The 25441-nt window shown below is 66.1% G+C and carries 15 protein-coding genes; 9 read left to right on the top strand and 6 right to left on the bottom strand.

Annotation, left to right across the window (positions count from 1 at the left end; translation table 11 throughout):
• Nucleotides 1-25 precede the first annotated feature (25 nt).
• Nucleotides 26-700 (top strand): SDR family NAD(P)-dependent oxidoreductase, encoded by a 675-nt coding sequence (locus tag ABXH26_RS07725; protein ID WP_353566472.1) that lies wholly within the window; start codon nt 26-28, stop codon nt 698-700.
• Here the strand turns inward: ABXH26_RS07725 and ABXH26_RS07730 are convergent.
• Nucleotides 697-3375 carry an ATP-dependent DNA ligase gene (locus tag ABXH26_RS07730; protein WP_353566473.1) on the bottom strand — a complete coding sequence of 893 codons (2679 nt, stop codon included), beginning with the start codon at nt 3373-3375 and terminating at the stop codon, nt 697-699. The genes ABXH26_RS07725 and ABXH26_RS07730 overlap by 4 nt on opposite strands.
• Nucleotides 3376-3847: 472 nt before the next feature.
• Nucleotides 3848-4525: an SDR family oxidoreductase gene (locus ABXH26_RS07735; protein WP_353566474.1), complete on the bottom strand. Its 678-nt coding sequence runs from the start codon at nt 4523-4525 to the stop codon at nt 3848-3850.
• Between the two features lie 93 nt (nt 4526-4618).
• On the opposite strand from ABXH26_RS07735, the gene ABXH26_RS07740 reads away from it, so the two are divergent.
• The 7 genes from ABXH26_RS07740 to ABXH26_RS07770 all read left to right on the top strand — a co-directional run bounded on the left by ABXH26_RS07740 (nt 4619) and on the right by ABXH26_RS07770 (nt 16955).
• Nucleotides 4619-5374 carry a zinc metallopeptidase gene (locus tag ABXH26_RS07740; RefSeq protein ID WP_353566475.1) on the top strand — a complete coding sequence of 252 codons (756 nt, stop codon included), beginning with the start codon at nt 4619-4621 and terminating at the stop codon, nt 5372-5374.
• A gap of 43 nt (nt 5375-5417) precedes the next feature.
• Nucleotides 5418-5861 (top strand): hypothetical protein, encoded by a 444-nt coding sequence (locus ABXH26_RS07745; RefSeq protein WP_353566476.1) that lies wholly within the window; start codon nt 5418-5420, stop codon nt 5859-5861.
• 95 nt (nt 5862-5956) lie between these two features.
• Nucleotides 5957-7957, top strand: coding sequence for an ATP-dependent helicase (locus ABXH26_RS07750; protein ID WP_353566477.1), 2001 nt, complete (start codon nt 5957-5959; stop codon nt 7955-7957).
• 90 nt (nt 7958-8047) lie between these two features.
• Complete coding sequence (locus ABXH26_RS07755) at nt 8048-8848, top strand: DUF432 domain-containing protein (protein WP_353566478.1); 801 nt, start codon at nt 8048-8050, stop codon at nt 8846-8848.
• Between the two features lie 3 nt (nt 8849-8851).
• Nucleotides 8852-9733 (top strand): mechanosensitive ion channel family protein, encoded by an 882-nt coding sequence (locus ABXH26_RS07760; protein ID WP_353566479.1) that lies wholly within the window; start codon nt 8852-8854, stop codon nt 9731-9733.
• A gap of 132 nt (nt 9734-9865) precedes the next feature.
• Nucleotides 9866-12691 carry a discoidin domain-containing protein gene (locus tag ABXH26_RS07765; protein ID WP_353566480.1) on the top strand — a complete coding sequence of 942 codons (2826 nt, stop codon included), beginning with the start codon at nt 9866-9868 and terminating at the stop codon, nt 12689-12691.
• A 154-nt stretch (nt 12692-12845) separates the two neighbouring features.
• On the top strand, nt 12846-16955 hold the full coding sequence (locus ABXH26_RS07770) for a hypothetical protein (RefSeq protein WP_353566481.1): 4110 nt from the start codon (nt 12846-12848) through the stop codon (nt 16953-16955).
• 43 nt (nt 16956-16998) lie between these two features.
• Here ABXH26_RS07770 and ABXH26_RS07775 read toward each other — a convergent pair whose 3' ends face one another.
• Both ABXH26_RS07775 and ABXH26_RS07780 read right to left on the bottom strand, forming a co-directional pair.
• A complete protein-coding gene (locus ABXH26_RS07775; protein ID WP_353566482.1) occupies nt 16999-20799 on the bottom strand; it encodes a GDSL-type esterase/lipase family protein in 3801 nt (1266 codons plus the stop codon).
• Nucleotides 20800-21044: 245 nt separating this feature from the next.
• Nucleotides 21045-21293, bottom strand: coding sequence for a hypothetical protein (locus ABXH26_RS07780; protein WP_353566483.1), 249 nt, complete (start codon nt 21291-21293; stop codon nt 21045-21047).
• A gap of 210 nt (nt 21294-21503) precedes the next feature.
• Here ABXH26_RS07780 and ABXH26_RS07785 point away from each other — a divergent pair, with 210 nt between their 5' ends.
• Entirely contained in the window at nt 21504-22904 is a 1401-nt protein-coding gene (locus ABXH26_RS07785; RefSeq protein ID WP_353566484.1) for a basic secretory protein-like protein, read from the top strand.
• Between the two features lies 1 nt (nt 22905).
• Here the strand turns inward: ABXH26_RS07785 and ABXH26_RS07790 are convergent, their stop codons facing one another.
• Together ABXH26_RS07790 and ABXH26_RS07795 are read right to left on the bottom strand one after the other, a co-directional pair.
• On the bottom strand, nt 22906-23982 hold the full coding sequence (locus tag ABXH26_RS07790) for a DUF2891 domain-containing protein (RefSeq protein ID WP_353566485.1): 1077 nt from the start codon (nt 23980-23982) through the stop codon (nt 22906-22908).
• Nucleotides 23983-23994: 12 nt separating this feature from the next.
• The gene (locus tag ABXH26_RS07795; protein ID WP_353566486.1) at nt 23995-25065 is read right to left on the bottom strand and encodes a glycoside hydrolase family 43 protein; all 1071 of its coding nucleotides are present in this window, start codon (nt 25063-25065) and stop codon (nt 23995-23997) included.
• Nucleotides 25066-25441: the final 376 nt, after the last annotated feature.

Raw genomic sequence — 25441 nt, forward strand, 5'->3', positions numbered from 1 at the left:
CGGGGAACTGCCGGATGATGGCCGGATGAGCGAACCCATCCTCGTCATCGGGCCGACCTCGGGCATCGGCAGCAAGCTCGTCACCAAGCTGGAAAGCTGGAGGATGCCGTATCTCACCGCCGGCCGGCACGATGCCGACCTGCCTTTCCAGGCGGACGGGCAACCGAGGTGGGACGACCTACCGGAGAAACTCGGCGGGCTCATCTACTGTCCGGGTAGTATTTTGCTGAAGCCCTTCCATCGGTTCAGCGATGCCGATTTCCTCGCCGACTTCGAACTCAACGCGCTGGGAGCGGTGCGCGCGATCCGGGCGGCGCTGCCCGCGCTCAAGGCGGCGGAGTCGGCTTCGATCGTCCTGTTCTCGACGGTGGCGGTGGCGCAGGGGATGTCGTTTCACAGCTCCATCGCCATGGCCAAGGGCGCGGTGGAAGGCCTGACCCGCTCGCTGGCCGCGGAACTCGCGCCGAAGATCCGCGTCAATGCGATTGCACCCTCGCTGACCGACACCCCGCTGTCCGAGCCGCTGCTGAATTCTGCCCAGAAGCGGGAGGCGGCGGAAAAACGCCATCCGCTCCAGGCAGTCGGTGACCCCGAAGACGTGGCGACGCTGGCCGCCTTCCTGCTTTCCAACACCTCGAAGTTCATCACCGGCCAAGTGATGCGGCCGGATGGCGGCTTGAGCTCGGTGAAGTTGTTTTAGAGGAGGCTCCGTGCGTGTTGCAGGGTGTCGATTTCCTGCGGGGACTTGTCACGGCGGATCCCCTTGATGCGGGGGAAACGGAGGGCCAGGCCGGAGTCGTGGCGCTTGGAGGGACGGATGGAGTCGAAGGCGATTTCGAGGACGAGGTTCGGCTCGACGAGGTGCTTGCGGCGCTGCTTTTCCAAGGTGTGGCGCTGGAAGTGGTCGGTGAGTTCCTCGATTTCGGCGTCGCTCACGCCGCTGTAGGCTTTGCCGATGATGCGCAGGGCGCCGTTGGTTTCATCACGGACGGCGAAGGTGTAGTCGGAGAGCCATTCGGCGCGCTTGCCGTGGCCCTGCTCGGCGGCGACCACGACGCAGTCGAGCGTGGGCATGACGCCCTTGAGCTTGAGCCAGGCCTTGCCGCGACGGCCGGGGGAGTAAGAGGAGGTCGGGTCTTTCGAGATGAGGCCTTCGTGATGCTGGAGGAGGGAGGACTTGAAGGCGGACTCGATGCCATCGACCGAGTCGGTGCGCATGACTTCGATGGGGGTGATCGCCGATTGGCGATTGATGATTGTCGATTGAAGAAGCGCTTCGAGGGCTGCGCGGCGGTCGGTGAGGGGGTGCTCGAGGAGCGTGCCGGCGGGGCCGAGGAGGATGTCGAAGGCGATGAAGGCGACCGGCGGGAGGGAGGCGGGGGTGTCGGCGAAGAGGTCGCTCTGGGCGGTGGCGAGGCGGCCGAGGCGTTTCTGGAGGTCGTTGAAGGTGAGGCGCCGGCCTTCGGCGTGGGCGATGATTTCGCCATCGAGGATGAAGTCGCCAGGGAGCTGGCGTGCGGCCTCGAGCAGCTCGGGAAACTGGGCGTCGATGGGTTTGAGATCGCGCGAGAACAAGGCGGCTTGCGTGCCCTTTTTGTGAAGCTGGGCGCGGATGCCGTCGTACTTGGGTTCGAGCCAGAGGCTGGAACTACCATGTCGATCGTAGATGGCCTGGGCGGCGGTCTCGGGAGAGGCGAGCATGACCTTGACCGGGACGAAGGGACGGAGCGAGGCGGTGGCGAGCTTCTGGTCGCGGGCGAGGATGGCGGTTTCCCCGAGGTCGCCGGTGAGCATGTGGGCGTGGCGCAGCTCGGCGGGATCCGCGCCGAAGGCGGCGGCAAGGGCTTCCTCGAGGAGACCCTCCTTCAGGCCGATGCGGAGGTCGCCGGTGAGGATGCGGACGAGGGTCTCCGACTCGGCGGGGTTGAGGTGGCGGAAGCGGTGGGCGAGAAGCTCGATTTTGGCCAGCGAGCCGGGCGCGGCGGCGAGTTCGCGGAAGAAGTCGTGGGCGCCGGCTAGCTCGATTGGCTCGGGGGTGAGCGGGATTTCCTGGAGGAAAAGCCGGGCGGTGCGGGCGGCGTCGTTTTGGCTGACGGAGATGTCGCGGTAGCGTTCCTCGCGGGCTTTCGGCAGGGAAAGCAGGGCCCGGCGGAGCGCGGCGGTGCCGGTATGGAGGACGCCGTCGCCGCGGGAGAGCGGCCGGCCGGAAAGCCAGTTGGCGGCGAGCGGGAGCAGATCCGGCTCAAGCGCGGCGAGGTAGCGCGAGAGGTGGTCGATCTTGCCGAGGCGGCTGTGGGTTTCACCGACGAGGCGGAGCAGGTCGGTGAAGTCGGCGAGGCCGCAGTTGGGGCGCTTGATGACGGGCGAGATCTTCTGCGCGCGGGCGGTGGGGAGGGTGAGTTCGAGCTGGTCTTTTCCCGAGGCGGACCAGGCGTCGAGGCCGCGCTGGCGAAGCTCCGCGGCGAACTCGCGGCAGTAGCCGTGGACGGTGAGGACGCGCTTCGGCTGGACGCGCTGGATGCACTCCATGAGGCCGGGGTGGTCGGCGTGGTCGGAGAGGGGGATGGCTTCATCGACCCGGTAGCGGTAGGCCGCGCCGGGGGTCATGGCCCAGCCGCTGAGCATGGCGGTGCGGGCGTTTTTCAGGCGGCGGAGGACGGTCGAGCGGACGGCGTTCGGCGGGGCGATGACCGCGTGGCCGGGCGGGACGGTTTTCTCGAGGAGGATGGGCTCGGGGAGGTTGGTGAGGCCGGAGTCGCGGCAGGCCTGGGTCATTTCCGCCACCTTAGCGTGGAGGACGGCGGGAATGCCGTGCTCGTGGAGCAGGGCGAGGGCCTCCTGGGCCTTGCCGAGCGAGTAGCCGAGGAGGATGGGGATTTCCCCGCCATCGAGGCAGCCGTGGACGAAGCGCAGCACGGCGGCCTCGACTTCGAGCGGCGGGGGGAAGACGTATTTCGGCAGGGCGAAAGTGGTTTCGAGGATGAGGGTGTCGGCGTGGCGGAAGGCGGCGGGCTCGGCGGTGCGGCCGTGGCGGGTCTTGAAGTCGCCGGTGTAAAGGAGGCTTTTGCCATCGGCCAGCCGCGTGATGTGGAGCATGGCGGAGCCGCGGATGTGGCCGGCGGGCAGCAGCAGGAGGCGGTGGCCGGCGTGTTCGATGGGCGAGTGAAAGGGAACGGCCTGGATGCGCGACTCGGCAACCCGGTAGCGGGCGCGCAGCAGGGTGGCGGTGGCCTCCGAGCAGAGGCAGCGCTCGTGCCGGGCGAAGTGGTCGGCGTGGGCGTGCGAGACGAAGGCGAAGGGCTTGGGGCGGTGCGGATCGAGCCACAGGTCGGGCTCGGTCAGGTGAAGGCCGTTCTGGTCGCGGACGGGAAGCACGGGTTGGAGGAGAAGGGAAAAAGGGTGGGCGTGGAGAGTTCGTCTCGAACTTGGGATGCTTGGTCCCTGAGGAAAGCTTGGGGCTCGGGCGTTTTTTCCGCGGCGTGAGGATGGAGGATGGAGGATGGAGGATGGAGGATGGAGGATGGAGGATGGAGGATGGAGGATGGAGGATGGGGTGAAGGATTGGCAGGGAGGATTGGCGTCAGGGTGTCATGACGGTGGGATTCTGCTGCGATCTCTTTCGTGTTCTTGCAGTGACCTCCGTTTTTCCTCCGTCCCTCCGTGTGGAAACAAGCAGCGAACTGCCGTTGATGCTCGGGTCACCCATTTTGGGAGGCGGAAAGGTTTCTCCGGTGGTGGGCGGGCGGGTTTCTCCAATGGTGGGGCGGGCCACCCCAATGGTCGGCGGGCGGGTGATTCCATATCGCATATTTGAGATATGAAATGCGGGGATGGCCCTGGGAGGGAATCAAGGGGCGGTGAGGGGTTGGCCGGATTGGGCGGGGGTGAGGGAGAGGAGGAAGGGGATGGCGGTGGCGGCCCAGTCGGCGGCGGAACGGTGCGCGGAGGCGTCGCCGCCGAAGCAGGAGCGAAGCATGTCGGTATCGATGATGCCGGGATTGAGGGGGATGGCGGCCAGGCCGGGAGGGAGTTCCTGAGCGAGGGCCCGGGTGAGCCCCTCGATGCCCCATTTGGTGCAGCAATACGGTGCGACCTCGGGGGCGGTGGAGCGCCCCCAGCCGGAGGAGAGGTTGACAATGATGCCGTGGCCGCGGTCGATCATGGCAGGGAGGAAAGCGCGGAGGACGTGGTGGACGCCCTTGAGGTTGACATCGACGATGCGCGAGAAGTCGGCCTCGGAGGTTTCCCAGAGCGGGGCGTTGGGGGTGATGATGGCGGCGTTGTTGATGAGGAGGTCGGGCGGGCCGTGGCGGTCGAGCACGGCGGCGGCGAAGTCGGCGACGCGGGCGGGATCGGTGACATCGCAGGCGCGGATGAGGTGGGGCTCGCCGATTTCCGTGGCCAGGGAAGCGAGGGCCTCGGGGGAGGTCCCGCAGGCGGAAACGGTGAGCTGTTTTTCGGCAAAGCCGAGGGCGAGGGCCCGGCCGAGGCCGCGGGTGGCGCCGGTGATGAGGATGTGCTGCATGTCGCCCCATCATGGCGCAGGTCTTGGAAAACGAGAGGAATTTTCCAAGCGGGTGTAGGTTGCGCGACGAGGACGGGTGACTATGGTCCGGGCATGAACTTTCTGGAGATACTCGGTCAATACATGACACCCCACGTGGGCGGCGGCATGAGCGCCGGCTCGGGGCTGGCGCTGGTGCTGATGTTCGGGGCGATGATTGCGAGCATGGTGATCAGCGGGACGCTGCAATCGCGCTTCAAGAAATACTCGCAGGTGGCCACGAACCTGACCGGCGCGCAGGTGGCGGAGCGGATGTTGCGGGAGAACGGGATCACCGACGTGCGGGTGGTGAGCGTGCCCGGCATGCTGACGGACCACTACGATCCGATGAAAAAGACGGTGAACCTCAGCGAGGGCGTTTATCACATGAACTCGGTCGCGGCGGCGGCGGTGGCGGCGCACGAATGCGGCCACGCGGTGCAGCACAAGGTGGGCTACGCGTGGCTCAGTTTCCGCTCGTTCATGGTGCCGGCGGTGCAACTGGCGAGCAAGCTGATGAACGTGTTGATGATTCTGCTGTTCATCAGCGGGCTGGTGATGATCGCGAAGCTGCCGGTACTGATCTATCTGTTCCTCGGTGCGATGGGCCTGACGACCCTGTTCGCGGTGGTGACGCTGCCGGTGGAGTTCGATGCGAGCCGGCGGGCGCTGGCCTGGCTGGACAGCAGCGGCTCGGTGCGCGGGGTGAACCACGGGATGGCGCAGAACGCGCTGTTCTGGGCGGCGATGACCTATGTGGCGGGGGCCGTGGCGGCGATCGCCCAGCTGGCCTACTTCGCGATGATGTTCCTCGGCGGTCGTCGGGACTGAGGATCCGCTTTGCATCGGGGATGGGAGGGGCTAGGGAAGGGGCATGAAAACTCTGCTCAGCCTTGTGGTTCCATTCGCCCTCGTCGCCTCGATCCATGCTGAGGATGAGCAGGGGGTCCAGGAGCTGGGGAAGACCTACGTGAAGCTCTTCAATGCAGGGAAGGTCAGCGAATTGATGAGTCACTGCCTCGACCAGACGGGGGTGACCGAGGAAATGAAGGCGATGACCCAGGCGGCGTTGGGTGACGGGGGGACGATCAGCCGGTTCGAGCTCGAGGAGCCGAAGGAAAAGGACAAGGCCCTGTTTTCCGAGGGGCAGGACGTGCCGGGCTATGGCCGGCTTTTCCTGAATCTGGAGCCGCAGAAGGTGATCGTCTTCCACATGGAGGCGAAGGGCGGGCGGCCGGCATCGTCGCAGCGCTCGCTGGCCGGGAAAATGGACGGCAAGTGGAAGCTGGCGATGCTGGTGCCGCAAAAGAAGGGCTGACGCCGGGCTTGTCGGCGGGGATCCGCCGGTCCGGATTTCTGATGGTCGAGCGGGCTTGAAACGGCCGGTCGGCTGCGCTTTCCTCCGCGCCGCGCATGGCAGGAGGATTTTCGTTCGATTCGCTCAACCGGGCCCAGCGGGATGCCGTGGGCACGCTGGATGGTCCGGTGCTGATCCTGGCGGGGGCGGGGACGGGGAAAACCCGCACCGTGACCTGTCGGATCTCGAACATGCTGGAGTCGGGGATTTCCCCGGAGAACGTGCTGGCGGTGACCTTCACCAACAAGGCCGCCGCGGAAATGCGCGAGCGCATCGGTGGCATGGTGGGCAGGAAGAAGGCCGAGAAAATGACGGTCTGCACCTTCCACTCGCTCTGCGTCCGTTTGCTGCGGGGCGGGATCGACCGCTTGGGCTACAAGAAGAACTTCTCGATCTGCACCCAGACCGACCAGGTCGGCGTGATGAAGCAACTGATCGTCCGCAAGGGCGGCAAGGAGGAGAAGATCAAGGCCGAGGAGGTGCTGGCGGCGGTGTCGAAGGCGAAGAATGCCGGCCTGCCGCTGGAGAAGATGAAGGACGACTTCATCTCGCAGCTCGCGGTGGCCTACGACAACGAGCTGCGCGTCCGCAATGCGGTGGACTTCGATGACCTGCTGCTGCTCGCGGAAAAACTGCTGCGCGAGCATGCGGATGTGCGCGACCATTTCCGGCAGGTCTACAAGCGGGTGACGGTGGACGAGTTCCAGGACACCAACGGCCTGCAGATGCAGCTGCTCCAGCAGCTGGTGGGCAAGCCGTACCACGTGTGCGTGGTGGGCGACGACGACCAGTCGATCTACGGCTGGCGGGGCGCCGAATCGGCGAACATTCTCGAGTTCGAGCGCTTTTTCCCGAACCCGACGGTGATCCGGCTGGAGGAGAACTACCGCTCGACCGAGGCGATCCTTCACACGGCCAACAGCCTGATCCGCCACAACGCGGGCCGGCGGGAGAAGATGCTGCGGCCGACGATGGCGGGCGGCGAGCCGGTGCGGCTGGTGGGCATGCCGGGCGACGAGGAGGAGGCGGAGTTCATCGCCGAGGAAATCCTGGGCCTGAAGGGCAGTGAGAAGCGGCCGTGGGAGGATTTCGCGATCCTTTTCCGCACCAACATGCAGAGCCGCAAGCTGGAGGAGGCGCTGCGCAAGTCGCAGGTGCCCTACCGGATGGTCGGGGCGCAGAGCTTCTTCGACAAACGCGAGGTCAAGGACGTGATGGCCTACCTCGAGATCCTCGACGACCCGCGTGCCGACGTGCCCCTGCTGCGGATCCTCAACTCGCCGCCGCGGGGAATCGGGCAGGCAACCACCGTGATGGCCACCGATTTCAGCCGCGAGCGCGAGCTGAGCGTGTGGGAGGCGATGTGCGACCCGGAGTTTGCCGACCTGCTGGCGGCCAAGGCGCGGAACGCCATCGGCGAGTTCGTGGCGCTGGTGGTGACGGCGAAGGCGAAGATCGACGGCAAGGTGGAGCCGGCGAACAAGGTGCTGAGCGAGTTTCTCGACGAGTGCGGCTACCGCGACTGGCTGGAGCGCGGCTGCAAGAACCCACAGGAAGCCAGCCAGCGCATGGAGAGCATCCACGAGCTGCTCCAGGAAGTCTCGAAATATGTGCAGCGCGGGAAGAGCATCCGGAAATTCCTCGACGACAGCGCGCTGGCCTCGGATCGCGAGGATGACGATTTGGAAAAGAAGTCGGGCGCGACGTTGATCACCCTGCATGCCTCGAAGGGCCTGGAGTTTCCCGTGGTCTATCTGGTGGGGCTGGAGGAGGGCGTGCTGCCGCACCGTCGGAGCATCGAGGAGGGGACCAAGGACGAGGAGCGGCGGCTGCTGTATGTGGGCATCACCCGCGCGCAGAAGAAGCTGACGATGACCTACTGCCAGGCACGGACGAAGTGGGGTCAGCAGGTCGGCTGCGCGCCGAGCACCTTCATCCCGGAGATCGATGAGAAACACCTGATCCACACGACCTACGACGACATCATGGGCGCGGAGGTGGACGACGAGGAACTCGACGATTTCTTCGGGGAAATGGAGGAGTTTTTGAAGAGCTGAAAGCCGGTGCGGGATGGGCGCGGGCGGATCCCAAGCTCGGGCGGAAGATCTTCCCTTGCCTGCCGTGGGGTTCACCCCAAGGTCAACGGCATGGAGTTTCCATCACCATGGAACGAGCGCAGGTTGGAGGACGGGGATTGGCTGCGGGCCGACTTTGTGGACCTGACGCTGCTGGTGTTCTCGACCCTGGAGGAGTGGCGCGTGGCCGCGGTGGGACCCGAGCGCCGGTCGGAGCTGGAGGGGCTGGAAAAAGGGGACCGGCTGCCGGAAGGCCTGCCGTGGGAGCGCTGGGACCGGGGCCCCGAGGACCGCGGGCTGAACTTCCGGCCGGTTTTTCCGGACCGGCCGGTGATCGTGCGGCCACGGGCACCGCTGCACCTCTCGCCGCGGGCCAAGGCGGTGTTTTACCTCGGCATTCCGGCGTGGATCGAGCTGTCGGCCGACCTTGAGCGGACGCGCCGCGTGCTGTCCTCGTGGCCGAGCGTGAGGCTCTCGAACAGCTGGCACGGCGTGCCGACGCAGGGAGAGCTGTGCTATGCCTCGCGGACCCACGCCCGGCGGCGCTATACGACGGAGGAATGGAGCGAGTTCGACATCGCGACCACGGTCGAAATCTCCAACCAGTCCGAGAACACGCTGCCCTTCGAACGGCTGTTTTTCGAGACCGACCACCTGGCGCTGTTCCTGCATGGCTCGCGCTTGTGGGCGAACCATGCACGGATCCGCGCCAGCGAGGGGGCCGATGAGTTGAACGGCGTGGCCTTCTCGCCGAAGCCCTACGGCCCGGCGGCGGATGCCCGGATCATCAGCGCGGCGCGGCGGGGCATCGTGAGGCGCAGCATCCTGCGATCCGCCTTCTCCACCGTCCTCGGAACTTTTCAAGACGACTGAACCATGGGGGCGGAACTTGATCCGAACGAACTCTGGAAGAACTTCACCGAGAGCGACGTGCCGGGGCACATGTTGCGCGCCTTCGTGATCGCGGTGATCGGTCTGCCGCTGGTGGCGCTCGGCGCGCGCTTTGCGGCCCGGCTGCTGAAGGCGCGCTTCGGCGAGCAGGGCGGCCGGCTGCTGGCGAAGATCCTTCGCTATGCCGGCTTCATCATCGTGGTGCTGACGATCCTGCAGCAGTTCGGCTTCAACCTCGCCGCCGTGCTGGGGGCGGCCGGCGTGGCGGGCGTGGCCATCGGTTTCGCTTCGCAAACGTCGCTCTCCAACCTGATCTCGGGGCTCTTCATCGTGGGCGAGCGGCCGTTTGAAAAAGGCGACGTGGTCGAGATCGCGGGCATCATCGGGCTGGTCGAGGAGATCGGCCTGATGGCGCTGACGGTGCGCACCTTCGACAACCGCTCGGTGCGGATCCCGAACGAGACGCTGGTGAAAACCAACGTCATCACCGTGACGCGCTACCCGATCCGGCGGATCGATACCGAGGTGGGCGTGGCCTACGACGAATCGATCGGCAAGGTGATGGAGGTGCTCAAGCAGGTGGCCGACGCCCATCCGTGCGTGCTCGACGAGCCGTCGCCGCTGGTGATCTTCACCGGTTTCGGCGATTCGTCGCTCAATTTCCTGCTCGGCACCTGGGGAGCGAAGGAGGATTTCCTGACGGTCAAGAACGAGATCCCGCTGAGAATCAAGGAGGCCTTCGACCGGGAGGGCATCGAGATTCCGTTCCCGCATGTGGTGCTGGCCGGCGGCAAGGCGATGCAGCCGATCCCGCTCGACGTTCCGGCCACGGCCGGGAGGGAGAAAATGTCGGCGGCCGACGGCTGAAGCGGACTTTGAGAAGACTCCCGGGCCGGCGGTGAGGTTTAGTGCGATTTGGTGCCGGTATTGTGGCCGCGGTGGATTTGCGCGCGCGGGGCGGTGGGAAGCATTTTCCCGCCCTCTCATTCCATCAACCCCATGATCAGAAACACCTCATTCCACTCCCGTCCGGCGGTGCTGCTGCTGCCGCTGCTCGGGCTCACCTCACTTCAAGCCGAGGCCGCCTACCGCTACTACCGCTTCGATCCCTTCGCGCTGGCACAGGGCGGCACCGTCATCCAGTTGTCCGAGTTCCAGTTCTTCCACAACGGATCCATGCTCAACCTGGTGGCGGACAACCTCGAGCTGTCGCCCAAGCCGGCCGTCGGCCAGGACGGCACCAACACCGACATGGTGCCCGTCATCGTCACCGGTGGCGAACGCGCGACCACGGACGGCGAAGGCGCGCTCAAGATTGTCGATGGCTCGACCTCGACCAAGTGGCTCACCAGCATCACCGCCGATGGCGGCGCGGCCCGCTACCTGTCCTTCGACTTCGGCAGCGAGGTGGAAATCGACGGCTACAATTTCGCCACCGGCGGCGACACCGCGACTTTTCCCAACCGCAATCCGATCAGCTGGCGGCTGGAAGGCAGCAACGACGGCACCACCTGGACGATTCTGGATCGGCAGCTCGACTACCCGACCGTGGCGGCGAACTCGACCTTCGAATCCGGCTTCACCGCCACCGGCACCTTTGCGCCCTCGATCTGGGCCTTCGAACTCGAGCCCGATTCGCCGCTGATCGTGCGCGATGGTGAGCCGGTCTACTTCACCTGGGACACCTGGGACGAGGACCTCGATTACCCGGATGAAATCTCGATCGCGCCTTCGATTTCCTCGCAACCGCTCGATACGGTCGATTTCGACGTGGCCGTCAGGCCGCCGGCGGACGCGGACACGACCTACACGCTGACGGCGACCAAGGGCGGCCTGAGCGCGACCCGCAGCCTGGTGGTCCGCTCGGTGGTGGGCGGAAGCGCGAGTCACCCGTTCTATCGCTTTACCCCGATCGCCACGCGCAACCGCGTCGGCGAGGTGCAGATGTCGGAGTTCCGCTTTTTCCACCAAGGAGCGGCGCTGAACCTCACGGCCGCCAACGCGGTCCCCGCGCAGGTGACCGGTAGCAACGGCACGGATATCGACCTGGTGCCCGTGACCGTGACGAACCCCGGCGGCAGCAACGATCCGAATGCGGACAACGGCGCGGTGCGGTTGGTCGATGGCTACACCAGTGAAATGCCGGGCGGCGAAGGCTTCGTCCCAAGCCGCTTCGCCGATGCCGGCGGCCGGCCGGTGGTGTTTGAGTTCAACGAGGCGGTGACAATCGACGGCTACCAGTTCGCCACCACCGATGGCAGCATCAACTCCGACCCGGTGCGCTGGATCCTCGAGGGTAGCGACGACGGCACCAGCTGGACGCTGATCGACAACGTGACGGCCTTCGACTACCCGGTCACGGAAACGCGAAACGCGGACACGCAGGCATTTCCGCTGCCGGGAAGCTCGCTGAAGCAGGACATCGTGACGGTCCCGCCCTTCACCTGGACCGCCGAAACGGGCGACTACGCCACGGCGGCCAACTGGAGCACCGGCACCGTTCCGGGCGAGCTGGATCCGGTGGAGATCGCGACCGGCGCGGCCACCCTCAACGCCAACCTGACCCGCACGGCCACCACCGCGGTGTCCGGCGAGGGTTCGCTCACGGTGAACGGGCGCCTGATCAACCGCGGCACGCTCACCGTGAGCGGCGGCACGCTGACCCAGGCGGGAAACTATTTCCTGGTCGGTAGTGGCGGAGTGGGGACCCTGTTCCACACCGGCGGGCGGATCGTTTCCACCCATGACCGCGGTTGGTTCCTCTCCGACAACGAGGCGGGCGCGGGCTCGCGCTATCTGATGTCCGGTTCGGCGGTGCTGGAGGTCAATTCCACCGGAGAAGGCAACACGCTCTACAACGTCCACCTCGGCAAGGGCGGCGATGGCGACCTGTTCCGGATCACCGGCGGCAGCGCCACCTTCACCAGCACGGCGGACAACAACGTGTGGCTGTCCCGCGCATCGACCTTCCTGGTCGCCGGAGGTACGGTGAACGTCGTGGATTACAGCTCCTTCACCGTGGGCCATGAAGGCACCGGCGGAAACCTGCTGCACGTCACCGGCGGCACGCTCGATCTCGGCAGCACGCCGCTGCGCGTGGGCGAGGGAACCGATGGCGCGGTGGTGCTGGAAGGCGGGAGCCTGCTCTGCGACCAGTCGGTCACGGTCGGCACCGAAACGGCCGGCGGCAGCTTCACCATGTCCGGCGGCACGCTCGAGGCGGCCGACCTGACGGCGGGGGCGATGGGCACCTTCGAGTTCACCGGCGGCGTCATCACGCTGCAGGGCGACAAGTCGGGCCTGCCTGGCGAGAGCTGGTTCACGGCGGTGGCCGGCACGCAGGCCGTTTACAGCCCGGGCTCCGACACCACCACGATCTCCGTGGGCGACGGCACCCCCAGCGAGTTCGCCGCGTGGGCCGCCTCGTTCAGCCTCACGGGCGCGCTGGCGGAGGAGGATGCGGATCACGACGGCATCGCGAACATCGTCGAGTTCGGCCTGAACGGCAGCCCGGTGACCGCCGCCTCGCGCGGCATCCATCAGGTGGTGAAAGACGGCAACGAAGGCGTCCTCACCGCCGCGATCCGGCAGGGCGCGGTCTTTTCCGCCGACGGAACGTCGCTGGTGGCGGAAATCGATGGCGTCCGTTATCGGGTCGAGGCCTCGACCAACCTCGTGGACTGGTCGGCGCAGGTCGTTGAGGTGGTCCCGGCCGCCAGCGACGGCGTCGCGACGCCCGACGGTGCCTGGGAACTCCGCAGTTTCCGACTCGATGGCGGCGGGGCGAACGGATTCATCCGCATCCGGATCTCGGAAACGCCCTGATCCGGGTCGAAATCAGAACATCACCGCCCGCGCCGGACGATTCCGGGGCGGGCGGTTTGTCGTACGGGCCGGGCGTCCGGTAAAAGATGCCCGGACAATTTCCCTCGAATCGATCCGTCTCCCTTGGTGTTCTTCACCGATGGATCTCGGACTCATGCCCCAAGCCCGCCCTGTTTTCCCAAAGCCGGCGTGGTGGCGGGCCGGTGTCCTGATGGTGCTCGCCTGCCTGCCTGCCGCGGGTCAGCTGCCGGTGTTTGAAAAAAAACTGCAGGCGTCCGTGACGCGGACTTACCGCTTCGGCGAGGAGGTGGCGACGGGCTCCGACTACTGTTTCGTGTCGTACACGCGGGAAAACAAGGTCTTCGCCTACCGCCGCGATGAGTCCGCGCCGGGGGGATGGGCGGCACCCGTGGCGCTGCCGGAGGTGGTGGACCACCCGTTCGGGGCCTACGGAGGGAGTTTCGGAACCTCGTTGGCCGCCCAAGGAGACCTGCTGGTGGTCGGCTCGCCCAATGAAGGGAGCGGCAACCTCAACGGCTCGGTGAGCTACGAGTCGGGATCGGTGTATGTTTTCCAACGGGATCTCGGCGGCCAGGACCGGTGGGGGGAACTGGCCAAGCTGCTGCCCAGCAATCCCGGCTTCGGCAAGCACTTCGGGGCCACGGTCGCGATTTCCGGCGATACCATCGCGGCCTCCCACGACGGCGAGGTCCATGTCTTCGAGCGCCAGGGCGACGAATGGCTGGAGAGCAGGATCCTCACGCCCTCGCGCAGCGATGCGTCGTTCGTCTATGGAGAGGCGCTGGCGATCGATGGCGACACGCTGGTGGTGGCCGATTCCCAGATCCTGACGCCCTCTTCTCCGCGCGGCCGCGTTTACATCTACGAGAGAAACCGGGGAGGTCCCGGGAACTGGGGTGAGGTGACGGTGGTGCAGGCGACCGCCGGCGGAAACAACGACCGCTTCGGACACTCGGTGTCGGTGAGCGGCGATTACGTCTTCGTCGGCTGTCCGCTCGACTCCGGACAGTTGGCCGGCAACCCCGGAGCGGCCTACATTTTCAAGCGCGGCGGTGGGGAGACGCCGACATGGTCGCTGCATGCCAAGCTCACCGCTCCCACCCGGGGCATCTCCGATTCCTTCGGCTCCAGCGTGGTGGTGGACGGCCGGAGGGCGGTGGTGACAGCGACCCGCGGGGCCGGCGCCAATGGTCAGGAAGGAGCGGGCTATGTCTACGATCTCCAGTCGCCCACGCTGGGGAACTGGACGCGGATCGCCACCGTGGTGGCCCCGGATCCGGACAGCGCGTCCAATCTGTTCGGCTTTGCGGCCGACCTGAAGGGCTCCACGTTGATCCTCAGCGATCATTTCAATGTGGATACCTACGAGGGGCAGCCGCGGGACACCTACGGAGCTGCCTATGTGTTCGATGTGCCGCTTCCCGGGCCGGTCATCCAGGAGGTGAGCGATGATGTTTCGGTCGCGGCGGGATTTGGCTTCGAGCTGTCGGTCACGGCCGGAGGAAGCGGGCCCTTCGAGTATGTTTGGGAAAAGGACGGGACGATTTTGAATGGAGAGACCTCGCCGGTCCTCTCGGTCGATCCCGCGCTGCCGGCGGACGGCGGCAGCTACCGCGTCCGGGTCGCCAATCAGGGCGGGGAAGTCTGGTCGGAGCCGATCCTCGTCGAGGTGAGGCCGGATCCGCCGACGATCGTCACGCCTCCGGCGGACAGGCAGGTTTTTTCGGGGGAAACGATGGCCCTCCGCGTGGTGGCGGACGGCGCGATTCCGAGGCACTACCAGTGGTTTCACGATGGCATCGCGGTGCCGGATTCGGACCTGCCGGTGTGGACGCTCGACCCGGCGTTGGCTTCGGACTCCGGCTCTTGGACGGTGAGGATCCGCAACGACTACGGAGTGGTGGAGAGCGAGGTGGCGACGGTGGTGGTGATCGATCAGGCACCGCTTTTCCTGCAATCCCACCAGCCTGCCTATCTGGGCGGGGCGGCCGCGGTGGAACTGGTGGCGGAGGTGACCGGCAGCCGTCCGATCGCCTACCAATGGTATCGCGATGACGTGCCGATCGACGGGGCGACGGGGTCGGAGCTGTCCACCGCGCAAGCCGGGCGCTACGAGCTGGAGGCGGTGAATGCCTACGGCGCCACGAAGCGGCTGCTCTACACCCTGCGGGAAGAGGTGCCGCTGCCGGTATTCACCGATCGCGAGTCGGCGCGGCGGGACGGTTCGACTCTGGGCAGGAGCGTGGCCGTGGATGGAGAACTCGTGGTGGCCGGGGCTCCCGGTGCCGGAGCGATTTTCGAACCCCCAGGGGTCGCGTATGCGATGAGGTATCAAGGACCGAGCCCCGGGCTGACCTTGCAGGCGGTTCTGAGGCCGCCTTCGGCGGCGGCGGGCGGCTTGTTCGGCCATCAGGTCGGGCTCAGCGGCGGGAAGGCGGCCGTGCGGGCTCTCCTGCCGGACCTCGCCAACCTGCGCGGATCACCGGTGGCCATCTTCGGGGGTTCCCCGCGGTGGGGATTCGAGGCCGGGGCCTTTCGGGAATTCGACGAACGCGCGGTCGGAAACTTCGCCATCAGCGGCGACCTTCTGGTCTTCTCCCGCGGCGTGGACGGCGTCAACACAGGCGTCCGGGCCGGCTACATCGAGGTCTTCAAACGACCGTCGCCCGGCCGTCCGTATCTGCACCAGCAGACGATCCGGCCGGACAACGGGGGCAGAGGCTTCGCTGAAGGATACCGCCTGGCGCTCGATGGGACGGTGCTGGTGGCGGGGGCTCCCTATGATGGAGCGATCGGCAATACCAACGGCCCCGGCGCCGCCTATGTGTTCGAGACGGATTCCCTCGAGGCTCCGGATTTCCACCAGGTGGCCACGCTGCGGCAGAAGGACGCGGTCGTCAGCGGTCCTTTCGGTGCCTCCAACGAGGAGTTCGGCGCGTCGGTGGCGGTCGATGGTACGACGATCGTCGTAGGCACCGGCATCTACGAGACGGCGCGGGAGTCGCGCTCTGATTCGGCCTTCGTCTTCGAACGGCGGACGGATGGCAGTTGGCAGGAGACCGCCGTGCTCGAGCCGGACAATCCGGAAGCCGCCAGCGGGTTCAGCTACTCCCTCGCCATCGGCGGCCACTATCTCGCGGTCGGGGCGCATCTGGAGGACGGCGAAATGGGAAGAGTCTACCTTTATCATCGGAATCTGGGCGGAACCGACGCCTGGGGACGGGTCGCCGTGCTGGAATCGTCGAGTTCGCAGGAGCAGCAGTACTTCGGCTTTTCCGTGGCGATCAGTGGCGGGCTGCTGGTGGTCGGTGCGCCGCGCGACGGGATCGGTGCGGTCCACGCCTTCGAGCTGGAGAATCCCCCGGTCATTGCCGGAGCGGCCCCGGTGCCGGCTCCGGACCCCGAGGCGAGGCCGGTGACGCTCGATTTCGGCCCGGTCTTTTCGGACCCCGACCTCGCGCGAGGAGATGAACCGCTGTTTTCCATCCAGGGAAACAGCAACCCGGCGATTTTTTCAGCGATCGAGATCGACCCCCTCACCGGGGTGCTGTCGGCCAGCTATGCGCCCTACGTTTCCGGAACCTCGCGGGTGAACGTGCGCTATACCGATGGCCGCGGTTTGTGGGAGGAGCGGATCGCGGATTTCGTCTTGCCGGAGATCGGCGAGCCCGAGCTGGAGGTGTCGCAGGCCTTCGTCCTCAACCGCCAGACCGGACTCTACGAGCAGACCCTTCAGGTCTCGAACACCGGGGCGAGGGCGGCTGGCGGGATCCGGCTCGGACTCGGTGACCTGCCGGAAGGACTGGAGCTCTGGCTGGGAATGGGCAAAGGCGCGGCGGGCGATGTTTTGGCCTACCATCACCCCGTCGAGCCCGGGGAAACGGTGACCTTCGTGCTGGAGTATTTCTCAACCCAGCGAGCCGAGGCGGTCGCTCCCGAGGTGTCGGCGGATTTCGTGTTGCCCCTCGATCCGGAGCCCGGCGCGGCAGGCGAGTTGCTGGCCGTCGATCGAATGATCAGGACCGAACGCGGCTCGATGCTCATCGAGTTCGCAAGCCAGGCCGGGCGGGCCTATCAGGTGCAGTATTCCAGTGACGGCACCGGGTGGCTCGATGCCGGGGAGCCGGTGACCGCCACGGCCAACCGGACCCAGTGGCTCGACCAAGGCCCTCCGAAGACAGCTTCGCCACCGGCCGAAGACGACGTCCGGTTTTACCGCGTGGTGGAAATCGGAACGGAGTAAAAAGAACGGGCTCCCCAGGAGGGAGCCCGCCGCCGGGAGCCGATCAGTTCGGCGAGATCGCGAAACGGAAAAAGCGCTCGGTTTCGGAGGCCGGGACCTCGTAGCGCAGGGTTTCCATGTTGTCGCTGCGATCGAGGATCATCGGGGTGATGGCCTCGTCCGGCGTCCACGTGGAAAGGTCGTCGGAGGTTTCGAGGACCAGCTCCGCGTCCGAGGCACGGAGGTAGCGGGTCATTTCCAGAACACTGCCGGCTGGCGAATGAGCGAAGGAGCCGACTCGGAAAGGTGTGCCGTCCGCCACGGTGGGATCAAAGGCGCGGGCATATTCCTCGAAGTTGCTGATGCCATCGCCATCGGGGTCGGCATCGGGGTCGATCAAGGCGAGATAGGCAGCCGACTGCACCGAGGTGGCAAAGCGCAGGAAGTTGAGCACGGGGAAATCGTCGCCGCTGTTCGGCCCGGCGGAAACGGTCAGCACGATGTTGCCGGACGCATCCGGCATCAGCGGCGGCACCTCCGTCAGGGTGGTATTGACCGCGCCATCCGTTTGCACGACCACCGGATCCCCCGCGCCGGTGAAGGTGTAGGTGCCGGAATAGTCGTAGCCATCGATGATAGTTCCCCGTTTCGCGAAAAACGAGAACTCGTAGCTGGCGGCGGGATCGAGGCCGCTGAAGGTCATGGAGGCCGTCAGCGGGTTGTCATCGCGCAGCGCGAACTGGCTGCCCTGCGCCGCGCCGGCGAAGTCGGGAAGATTGGTGATGGTGTCGTTGCGGAACTGATCGAAGCCGTCGCTCAGGGTCAGCGAGAACCCGTCGTCGTTGCCGTAGATGTCGGCCAGCGCGTAAGGACCGGAGGCGGCGATCGAGGTGACCGTGTTCCAGCCCATGCCGGCATAGTTCGGGCCCGCGTTGGTATTGAAATCGACGAGGTGGATGCCCGGCGTGCTCTTCGCGATCTTCATGAAATTGATGACCGGGAAGTCGTCCCCCGTGCCGGGGCCGGCGGTGATGGTGAGCACCACCTCGCCGCCCGCGGTGGGGGCAATGGCCAGCGCGTAGGCGAGGGCGTTGTTGGTGGCGGAATCGACCACCATGGTAACCGGATCGCCGCCACCGGTGAAGGTGTAGGTGCCGCTGTAGTCGTACCCCTCGATCAAAGCACCACGACGGGCGAAGAATCCGAAGTCGTAGGTCTCCGCCGGGTCGAGCCCGCCGAAGGTGATCGAGCCGGTCAGCGGATTGTCGTCCCGCAGCGCGAACAGAGTGGTTTGGGCGGTGGAGGGGTAGGCGGTCGAAATGGAGCCCGCGTTGTCGCGCACCTGGTCGAAGCCGTCCGAGATCGCCACCGTGATGCCCGAAGCCCGGCCGCTGCTGTCGCTGAGAGCGAGCGGCGCCGACGGTCCCGAGCTGGCGATGGTGTTCCAAACGAGGTCGCCGTAATCCGTGGAGCCGGACGAATTGAAATCGACGAGGTAGCTCGGTTCGCCGGCGTCCGGCGGATAGTAGGAGGCGATCCAGTCGTCGTAGGAAACGGAATCCTGGCCGGCGGAAGCGACCGTGGCGACGTTGCTGTAGTCGCCCTGCAGCGCACCTTCCGGGATGGAAATACGGTAATCATAGGAGGTGCCGGCGGTCAGGCCGGAGTCGTCGTAGATGGTCGTGCCGCCGGGTGTGGTGGCGATTTCCACCCATGGCTCCGCGACCCCGCTCTGGCGCCGCTCGATGGTGAAGGTGGCCGAGCCGCCGGCGTGGTCGGTCCACGAAAGGCTGGCCGTGCCCGGGCTGTATGAAACGGCCGTGAGCCCGTCCGGCGTGGTGGTGACGGCGGCGGTGGTGAAGCTGCCCGTTTCCAGGGTCATCTCGGCGAAGCTTTGGGCTTCGTTGTCGAGCGCCGCGCCTTGGGTCGGGGCGGCGTCGTTCAGGGTGGCGAGCACGTCGAGGCTGGCCTGCTGAAGCGCGCCATCGCTCTGCGCCCGCGCTTCGTCCTCGGTCCACGCGGCCCGATAGATCGCCACGTCCTGGAAGTCCGCCTGCAGCGGCGCGGCAGCGCGGCCGGGGGTCGATCCAGGGCCGCCCACGACGAAGGTTTCCGCAGCCAGCGCACCACTGATGGTGGCCTCGAGCTGGCCGTCCACGAACACCAGCGTTTGTGCCGTCGGCTTGCGATGCGAGAGGGCGAGGCTGTGCCAGTGACCGTCGTTCAGGTCGGCGGGGATGCTCGTTTCCGCCCCGGTGGGCGAAATGTAGACCAGTTCGGTGTCGCGCACCTCCATGGTGGCTCCGGCGCCGGCCGCTTCGATCGCCGCCACGCTGCCGGTATCGGTGGTGCGCAGGCGATAGGACAGGGTCAACGAGCGATACTCGTGATCGGGCGTGTAGACCAGCGGCGAGGGGCTGCCGGCGTCCTGCTGGAGCCGCAGGTAGCCGGGGGTGCCGTCCCATTCGGGCGTCTCGGTTTTCCCCGCGATCACCGCATCGAAGAAGGTCGGCACGATGGACGAAAACAGCTCGAGGTGGCCTTGCGAGTTCGGGTGGCCATCATCGAAGGAATAGCCTGGAACCCAGTGCCCGTTGCCATCGTCGATGGCTCCGAGAAAGTTCACGCAGGGCACGTCCCAGGTGTTGAGCAGCAGGTTCATTTCCCGCACGTAGGCATACTGCTCGGCGTTGTAGGTATTCTGCGGGTAGCACAGCGCGATCACCGGATAGAATCCTTCCGCGCGGCAGCGGCTGACGATTTCGGCCATGCCGTTCTTGAAGCTGTCGAACACCGGCTGCGGGTTCGACGAGCCGACCAGGCCTTGGTTGGCGAGGGAAAGACCGATCATCACGATGTCCGCCCCGGCCCGGGGAACCGCGACGTCGTTGTTGAACCTCGCAAGAACCTTGCTGGTCGTGTCTCCGCCGATCGAGGCGTTGTGAACGGTCCAGTCGACATGCGAGCCCGGCACTTCCGCCGGCGGTTTCTCGAGCAGGGTTTCCAGGCGGTAGGCCCAGCCCTCGCTCTGCGGGATGGCACCGGTGCCGGCGGCGACCGAGGAGCCGAGCACGACCACCTCGGCGGGAATGCCGCCGTAGGTCATCGGGGCCACGTCGGCGAAGGTGTCGCCGAGGCGGAACTCGTCGACGTTGCCGGCCACGCCGTTGCTCTGGAAGCGGACGCGGTCGTAGGTCAGCGCGCTGTTGCGGGTGACGGTGGCATCGGCCGTGGCGGGTTCGTCCGCGGTCTGCGGGTTGATGTACATCCGGATGGTGGCGGAGTCGCTTTCGAAGTCGATGCGGCACACCACCATCGAGGGCCGGGTGCAGCGGGTCGTGGTGTCGGCACCGTCGCCGTCCTTGGGTTCCAGGCCGAAGTAGTTGCCGGTGCCGTTGCGGCGGCCGGTGAACAGGGTCTCGCTCGTGCCATCGAAGAGCGACACGCCGGCGTAGCCCGAGCCACCGGGATCGACCTGCATCAGATAGCTGAAGTAGACCGTGGTGCCCGGTGCCTGCGGCGAACTACTGAAAACACCGTAGTTGCCGTTGTTGTTGGAGCCGGAAAAGGCCAGCTTGTTGCCGCTCACGGCCAGGTCGCCATAGGTCGCTCCTCCGGCGGAAATGCTGAGGCCGCCGTTGGAGGCGGTGTAGGCGCCGCTGAATCCCGTGGGGCCGGTCTGAAGGCTCAGGGCGGAGCCCGCGGGGTAATCAAAGCCATCGGCAGCGATCAGAGAGGCCTCGGACCGGGAGGTCCCGGCGAGGAGGATGCCGGCAAAAGCGGCGGAGCATAGCTTTCGACCTGCGCCGGCACGGATGGGCCGGTTTTGACGCGGTGAAGCGTGGGGAGTGGGTTGGAGGTACATGGATTTCAGGTTCGAGGGCGGAGGCCGCCCGGTGGAAAGTGAGGGACCCATTAAGTCTGCGTGTATACAATCGCAAGGAGATTTCGTGTGCGCACGGGGTCCATGAAGACAATGTGAAATAGTGCACGAACCCGGACTCCCTTCATTCGAAGAAAGAAGAGTCGTTGATTGTATACCAATGTCCGGCTTCAAGCCCGGTCACCCGAGGCGTCCTCCCCGAAGCTCCGGGCGATGTCGCGCATGAGCTACAGATCGCCGGGACCGAGAGTATCAAGGCACGCCTGCCCGGCGGATCCATCCTCGCCCGTCGAGGCTTTCAGGGAGTTCTCGGGAAACGCCGTCCATGCCGGAATCCAGAGCCGGGCGTGCCATGGGTTGCCCGTGGCTTCCAGTTCGCCCTTCACTTGGCCGAGGGAATGGGCGGAGCCGCCGCCGCCGCCGAGGAGCCGGCCGGTGATGAGAAAAAGCAGGGCCGGCAGGGAGCGGAGACGCATCCCGGCGACCATGGCGGGGTGACCGGGATGTCCAGCGGTCATTTCATCCCGGAGGGCCTCAAGTTCTTTGGCCGCACCTCAGACAAACCACCCCGGAGGGAAAAAACGCCGCCGGAGGCCGGTGGATGAAAGCCACGGAGGCTTTGGCAAGTAGCATCGGACGCCCGCCGGGCCCACGATCTGCTATGGCGCCGGCTTTCATCCGATCTCATGAAACCACTCCAAGTTCTCCCAGCCCGGGCGCTCTCCGGGATCCTGCTGGCCGGTCTCGCCGGATGGGCGCCGCTCCAGGCCGCCGAGGTGAAAGTCACCACCGCCCATACTGGCGATGACGACGCCTTCCAGTCCGACACCGTGGATTCCCCGGCAACCAACGACGCCGCCACGGACGCCACTTTCAAGATGATCGCCGGCCAGGCCGATCCGAACGGCGGCGGTCTCGCCGTATTGCACGACGGCAAGATCCCCGGCGGGGCCGACGAGCCGCGCAGCAACTTCTTTTTCTCCGCCGCCGGCAAGGGCGGCCGGATCCTGGTCGACCTCGGAAAGCCGATCGAGATCGGTGCCATCGCCACCTACTCGTGGCACCCCGGCTCACGCTCGGCGCAGAAATACTCCGTCTTTGCCGCGGACGGATCCGCCGAGGGCTTCGTGGCGGAACCGGGCGAGGGCAGCCCCGCGGACCAGGGATGGACGCTGCTGGCGGAGGTCGATACCTCGGACGAGGAGCCCGGCCAGCAGGCGGTGCGGCTGACCCCCACGGCCGGCAAGTCGGTGGGGAACTTCCGCTACGTGCTCTTCGACATCGGCAAAAACCCCAAGGGCGACGTTTTCAACGACACCTTCTACAGCGAGATCGACATCGTGGACGCCGCCGGCCCGGAGCTGGTGAAGGTCGAAAAGCCGGTCAAGATCAAGCAGGAGTTTGATTCCAAGCACGGCGAATTCCACTACACCCTCGACGTGACCGAGGCGCCCGACCTGCAGCAGTGGTGCGCCGAGCACCTGATCCCGGTGATGGATGAGTGGTATCCGAAGATCATCGAAATGCTGCCGGTGGAGGGTGTCACGCCGTCAAAGGACATCACCTTCACCCTCAAGAACACCACCGATCTGCCGGGCTACCTCCGCGGCGTGCCGGCCTATGCCAGCGGTAACTCGGTCGTCTTCAACGCCGGCTTCATGCGCGACCAGCAGACCGGTGAGGCGATCGGGGCGGGGGTCCACGAGGTGGTCCACGTGGTCCAGTTCGGCGGCGGTGGAGAGCGGCGCCGGGAGCGACCCCGCCATGGGCGCCGGCCCCCGACCTGGGTTACCGAAGGCGTGGCCGACTACATCCGCTGGTTCCTCTACGAGCCCGAAAGCAAGGGCGCCGAGATCACCAAGCGCAACTTCGAGCGCGCCAGCTACGACAGCAGCTACCGCGTCACGGCGAACTTCTTCGACTGGGTGATCAAGCACTACGAAAAGGACCTGATGCGGAAGCTCAACGTGGCCACCCACGAAGGCTACTACGACGATCTGTGGAAAGAGTGGACCGGCAAGTCGGTGGAGGAACTCAACGAGGAGTGGAAGGCGTATCACGCCAAGAAGCTCGGCATCGAAGGCTGAATCACCGCCCCACGCCGGTCAGCAGATAGACGGCGAAGGATCCCAGCCAGTGGTCGCCCTCGTAGTGGCCGCTGGCCACCGATTCCAGGCCCGCCGCCTGGTGGCGTTCGGCGGACTCCTCAAGGATCGTCCGCCGGGGGTCGCCGGCCTCGAGCACCGAAGCGATGCCCTGCATGGTCCAGGCCCGGCTGAGGTTGAGCCCGGCGAGGTGGACGAGGTGGCCGTCGGTCGGATCGCTGACCTGCACCGGCTCCAGCAGGTTGCCGGCGCGGCCGTGCTTGAGATCGGGGAAATAGCCGTCGAGCCAGGTGGAGAATGCGTCCTTCGGCAGCACGCGGCGCATCAGGTCGGCGACGTTGAGGCCCGGAGAAAAGAAGTCGTTGCCCGACGGCTCGTAGTCGACCGGGTAGCTACGATCCTTGCCGTAGAAGGCCACCGCCTTTTCGCGCACCAGCTTCGCGAGTTCCGCATCACCGGCCACCTCCGCGTAGTCGAGCATCTGCCCCAGCGGGAACGCCGACTCGGGGTGGAAGCCGCAGCGCACCGGCCAGTCGAGCTTCGGCAGGTAGGCCTTGGCGGCCTCGACGATCTCGGATTCCAGCGGCTTCAGGCGCTCGGCCCACTCACGGGCGTCCGGGTCGTTCCATGACCGAAGCTCCGCGGAAAGGCGCAGCAGCCAGGCCCAGCCGTACATCCGCTCGAAGCTGCGGTTTTCCTTGCGGCGGAAATACGCGGCCTCGGCCTCCAGCGCCTCGCGGCCGAAACGCTGGCCGAGCAGCTCGCGGACCTCGCCGGCAAAGGGCGCGTCCGGGAAAAGCTTCAGCAGGCGCACCAGCGTCCAGTGGCCGTGGACCGAGGAATGCCAGTCGAAGTGCCCGTAGAACACCGGGTGCATCTGCCGCGGGGTGCGCAGGTCGTCCGGACCGGTGGTGACGTGGCCGGTCTTGTTCGGGAATTCGCGGTCGATCCCCGCCTCGGCGAGTTCGACGAAGGCGGTGGCCTGCTCGAGCGTCATGGCTTTTCCCTGACCCATGGCGGGAAGCACGGCAAGCACGGCGGCGGTGAGGACGCGGATCATCTTGCGCCGAAACTAGCGATCCGATCCGCCGGCGGAAGGGCCGTTTCCTTGCGGGCGCGGTTTTGAAAAAGCGCTGCGGAGCTTGGCGAGCTGGTCGCCATCCACGTGAAACACGCTGCCGTGACGGGCATCCGGCGGGAAGCCGACATCCTCGATCACCGACCAGTCCACCAGGTTCCGGGAAAACGAAGCGCCGAAGCGGTTGGTCATGCAGTAATCGTAGAGCAGCAGCCAGCCGGGTTGCGTCGGATCGGCCATGATCGAGCAACCCTCGGTGATGGTGGGCACGATCTGGCCGTCATTGAGAGGCCCCTCATGGACGGCGTAAGGCCCTTCCGGCCGGTCCGCCGTGGCCAGCCGGATCGCGCGGCGTTCCCCGGTTCGTTCGCCGAACTCCTCCTCTTTATGGTAAAGATAGTACTTCCCCGCGTGTTCGAGCAGGGAGCCATCGATGGCGGAGTAGTCGGGATCGAACAGCACGCGGGCCGGGCTGAAGGTTTCCCAGTCCCGCGTCCGCGAACACCAGAGCCGGCTGTCTTTCCACCCTGCGTCCTCGAAGCTCGATGACCAGAGAAGCAGGTAGTCGCCGGACCGCTCGTCGTAAAACCACTCCGGCGCCCAGATGTTCCTCGCCGGGCGGCCGGAGGCATCCTTCACGCCCTTCATCAGCGGCAGGGACTCGACCAGGTCCCAGCTCACGAGGTCGCGCGAAACGGCGTGGAGGCAGACCGGTCCCTGGCCGCGGCGCGGGTCGCCCGCCGCGCGGCCGGTGGCCATCAGGTGCCAAAGGCCGTCGGGCGCCTTGCGGATGAAGGGATCGCGCAGGCGCTGGTCCCACACGGGCTCGTTGCCGTGGAGCGGCGTCCAGTGGCGGCCGTCATCGCTCACCGCGAAGTGCAGCTTTTCCACCGCCATCGGCTCGGCCAGCGGGATGTCGTGGATCTTGCCCTTGGCATCGATCTCGACCCGCGTCGGATACCTCTGGCGGAAATAGGCGAGCACGCAGGCGCCCTCGTTTCCATCAGCGGGTGCGGGCGGGATCAGGAGGCAAGCGGAGACAAGGAGCAGGCGGAGGATTTCCATGGGTCGATCAGAGGCCGGCACCGATCGGAGAATTCCGAATGCCTTCCGCCAAGCGGAAAAGGCCGCTCGGAAAACGCCGAACGCCCTCCGCCAACTGGAAAAGGCCATTCGGAAAATCCCGAATGCCTTCCGCAGATTGGAAAAGGCCATTCGGAAAACTCCGAATGGCTTCCGCAGATTGGAAAAGGCCGCTCGGAAAACTCCGAATGGCTTCCGCCAACTGGAGAAGGCCCTTCGGAGAATTCCGAATGGCTCTTTCCGAAGGGCGCAGGCTCCCCGGGATGGGTCGAAGGCCATCGGTCTGCCGGCGGATAGGCATCCTGCATGACAGATCCGAAGGGGCTGCAGGTTGCACGAAACGACCTTTCTGCTAGTA

Origin of the sequence: Haloferula sargassicola (genome assembly GCF_040362925.1) — a bacterium.
Lineage (GTDB): Bacteria > Verrucomicrobiota > Verrucomicrobiia > Verrucomicrobiales > Akkermansiaceae > Haloferula > Haloferula sargassicola.

Bases quoted from the DNA above. Each gene is read 5' to 3' on its own strand.
- ABXH26_RS07725 (WP_353566472.1), top strand. From the start codon at position 26: ATGAGCGAACCCATCCTCGTCATCGGGCCGACCTCGGGCATCGGCAGC.
- ABXH26_RS07735 (WP_353566474.1), bottom strand. From the start codon at position 4,525: ATGCAGCACATCCTCATCACCGGCGCCACCCGCGGCCTCGGCCGGGCC.
- ABXH26_RS07740 (WP_353566475.1), top strand. From the start codon at position 4,619: ATGAACTTTCTGGAGATACTCGGTCAATACATGACACCCCACGTGGGC.
- ABXH26_RS07745 (WP_353566476.1), top strand. From the start codon at position 5,418: ATGAAAACTCTGCTCAGCCTTGTGGTTCCATTCGCCCTCGTCGCCTCG.
- ABXH26_RS07750 (WP_353566477.1), top strand. From the start codon at position 5,957: ATGGCAGGAGGATTTTCGTTCGATTCGCTCAACCGGGCCCAGCGGGAT.
- ABXH26_RS07755 (WP_353566478.1), top strand. From the start codon at position 8,048: ATGGAGTTTCCATCACCATGGAACGAGCGCAGGTTGGAGGACGGGGAT.
- ABXH26_RS07760 (WP_353566479.1), top strand. From the start codon at position 8,852: ATGGGGGCGGAACTTGATCCGAACGAACTCTGGAAGAACTTCACCGAG.
- ABXH26_RS07765 (WP_353566480.1), top strand. From the start codon at position 9,866: ATGATCAGAAACACCTCATTCCACTCCCGTCCGGCGGTGCTGCTGCTG.
- ABXH26_RS07770 (WP_353566481.1), top strand. From the start codon at position 12,846: ATGCCCCAAGCCCGCCCTGTTTTCCCAAAGCCGGCGTGGTGGCGGGCC.
- ABXH26_RS07775 (WP_353566482.1), bottom strand. From the start codon at position 20,799: ATGTACCTCCAACCCACTCCCCACGCTTCACCGCGTCAAAACCGGCCC.
- ABXH26_RS07780 (WP_353566483.1), bottom strand. From the start codon at position 21,293: ATGCGTCTCCGCTCCCTGCCGGCCCTGCTTTTTCTCATCACCGGCCGG.
- ABXH26_RS07785 (WP_353566484.1), top strand. From the start codon at position 21,504: ATGAAACCACTCCAAGTTCTCCCAGCCCGGGCGCTCTCCGGGATCCTG.
- ABXH26_RS07790 (WP_353566485.1), bottom strand. From the start codon at position 23,982: ATGATCCGCGTCCTCACCGCCGCCGTGCTTGCCGTGCTTCCCGCCATG.
- ABXH26_RS07795 (WP_353566486.1), bottom strand. From the start codon at position 25,065: ATGGAAATCCTCCGCCTGCTCCTTGTCTCCGCTTGCCTCCTGATCCCG.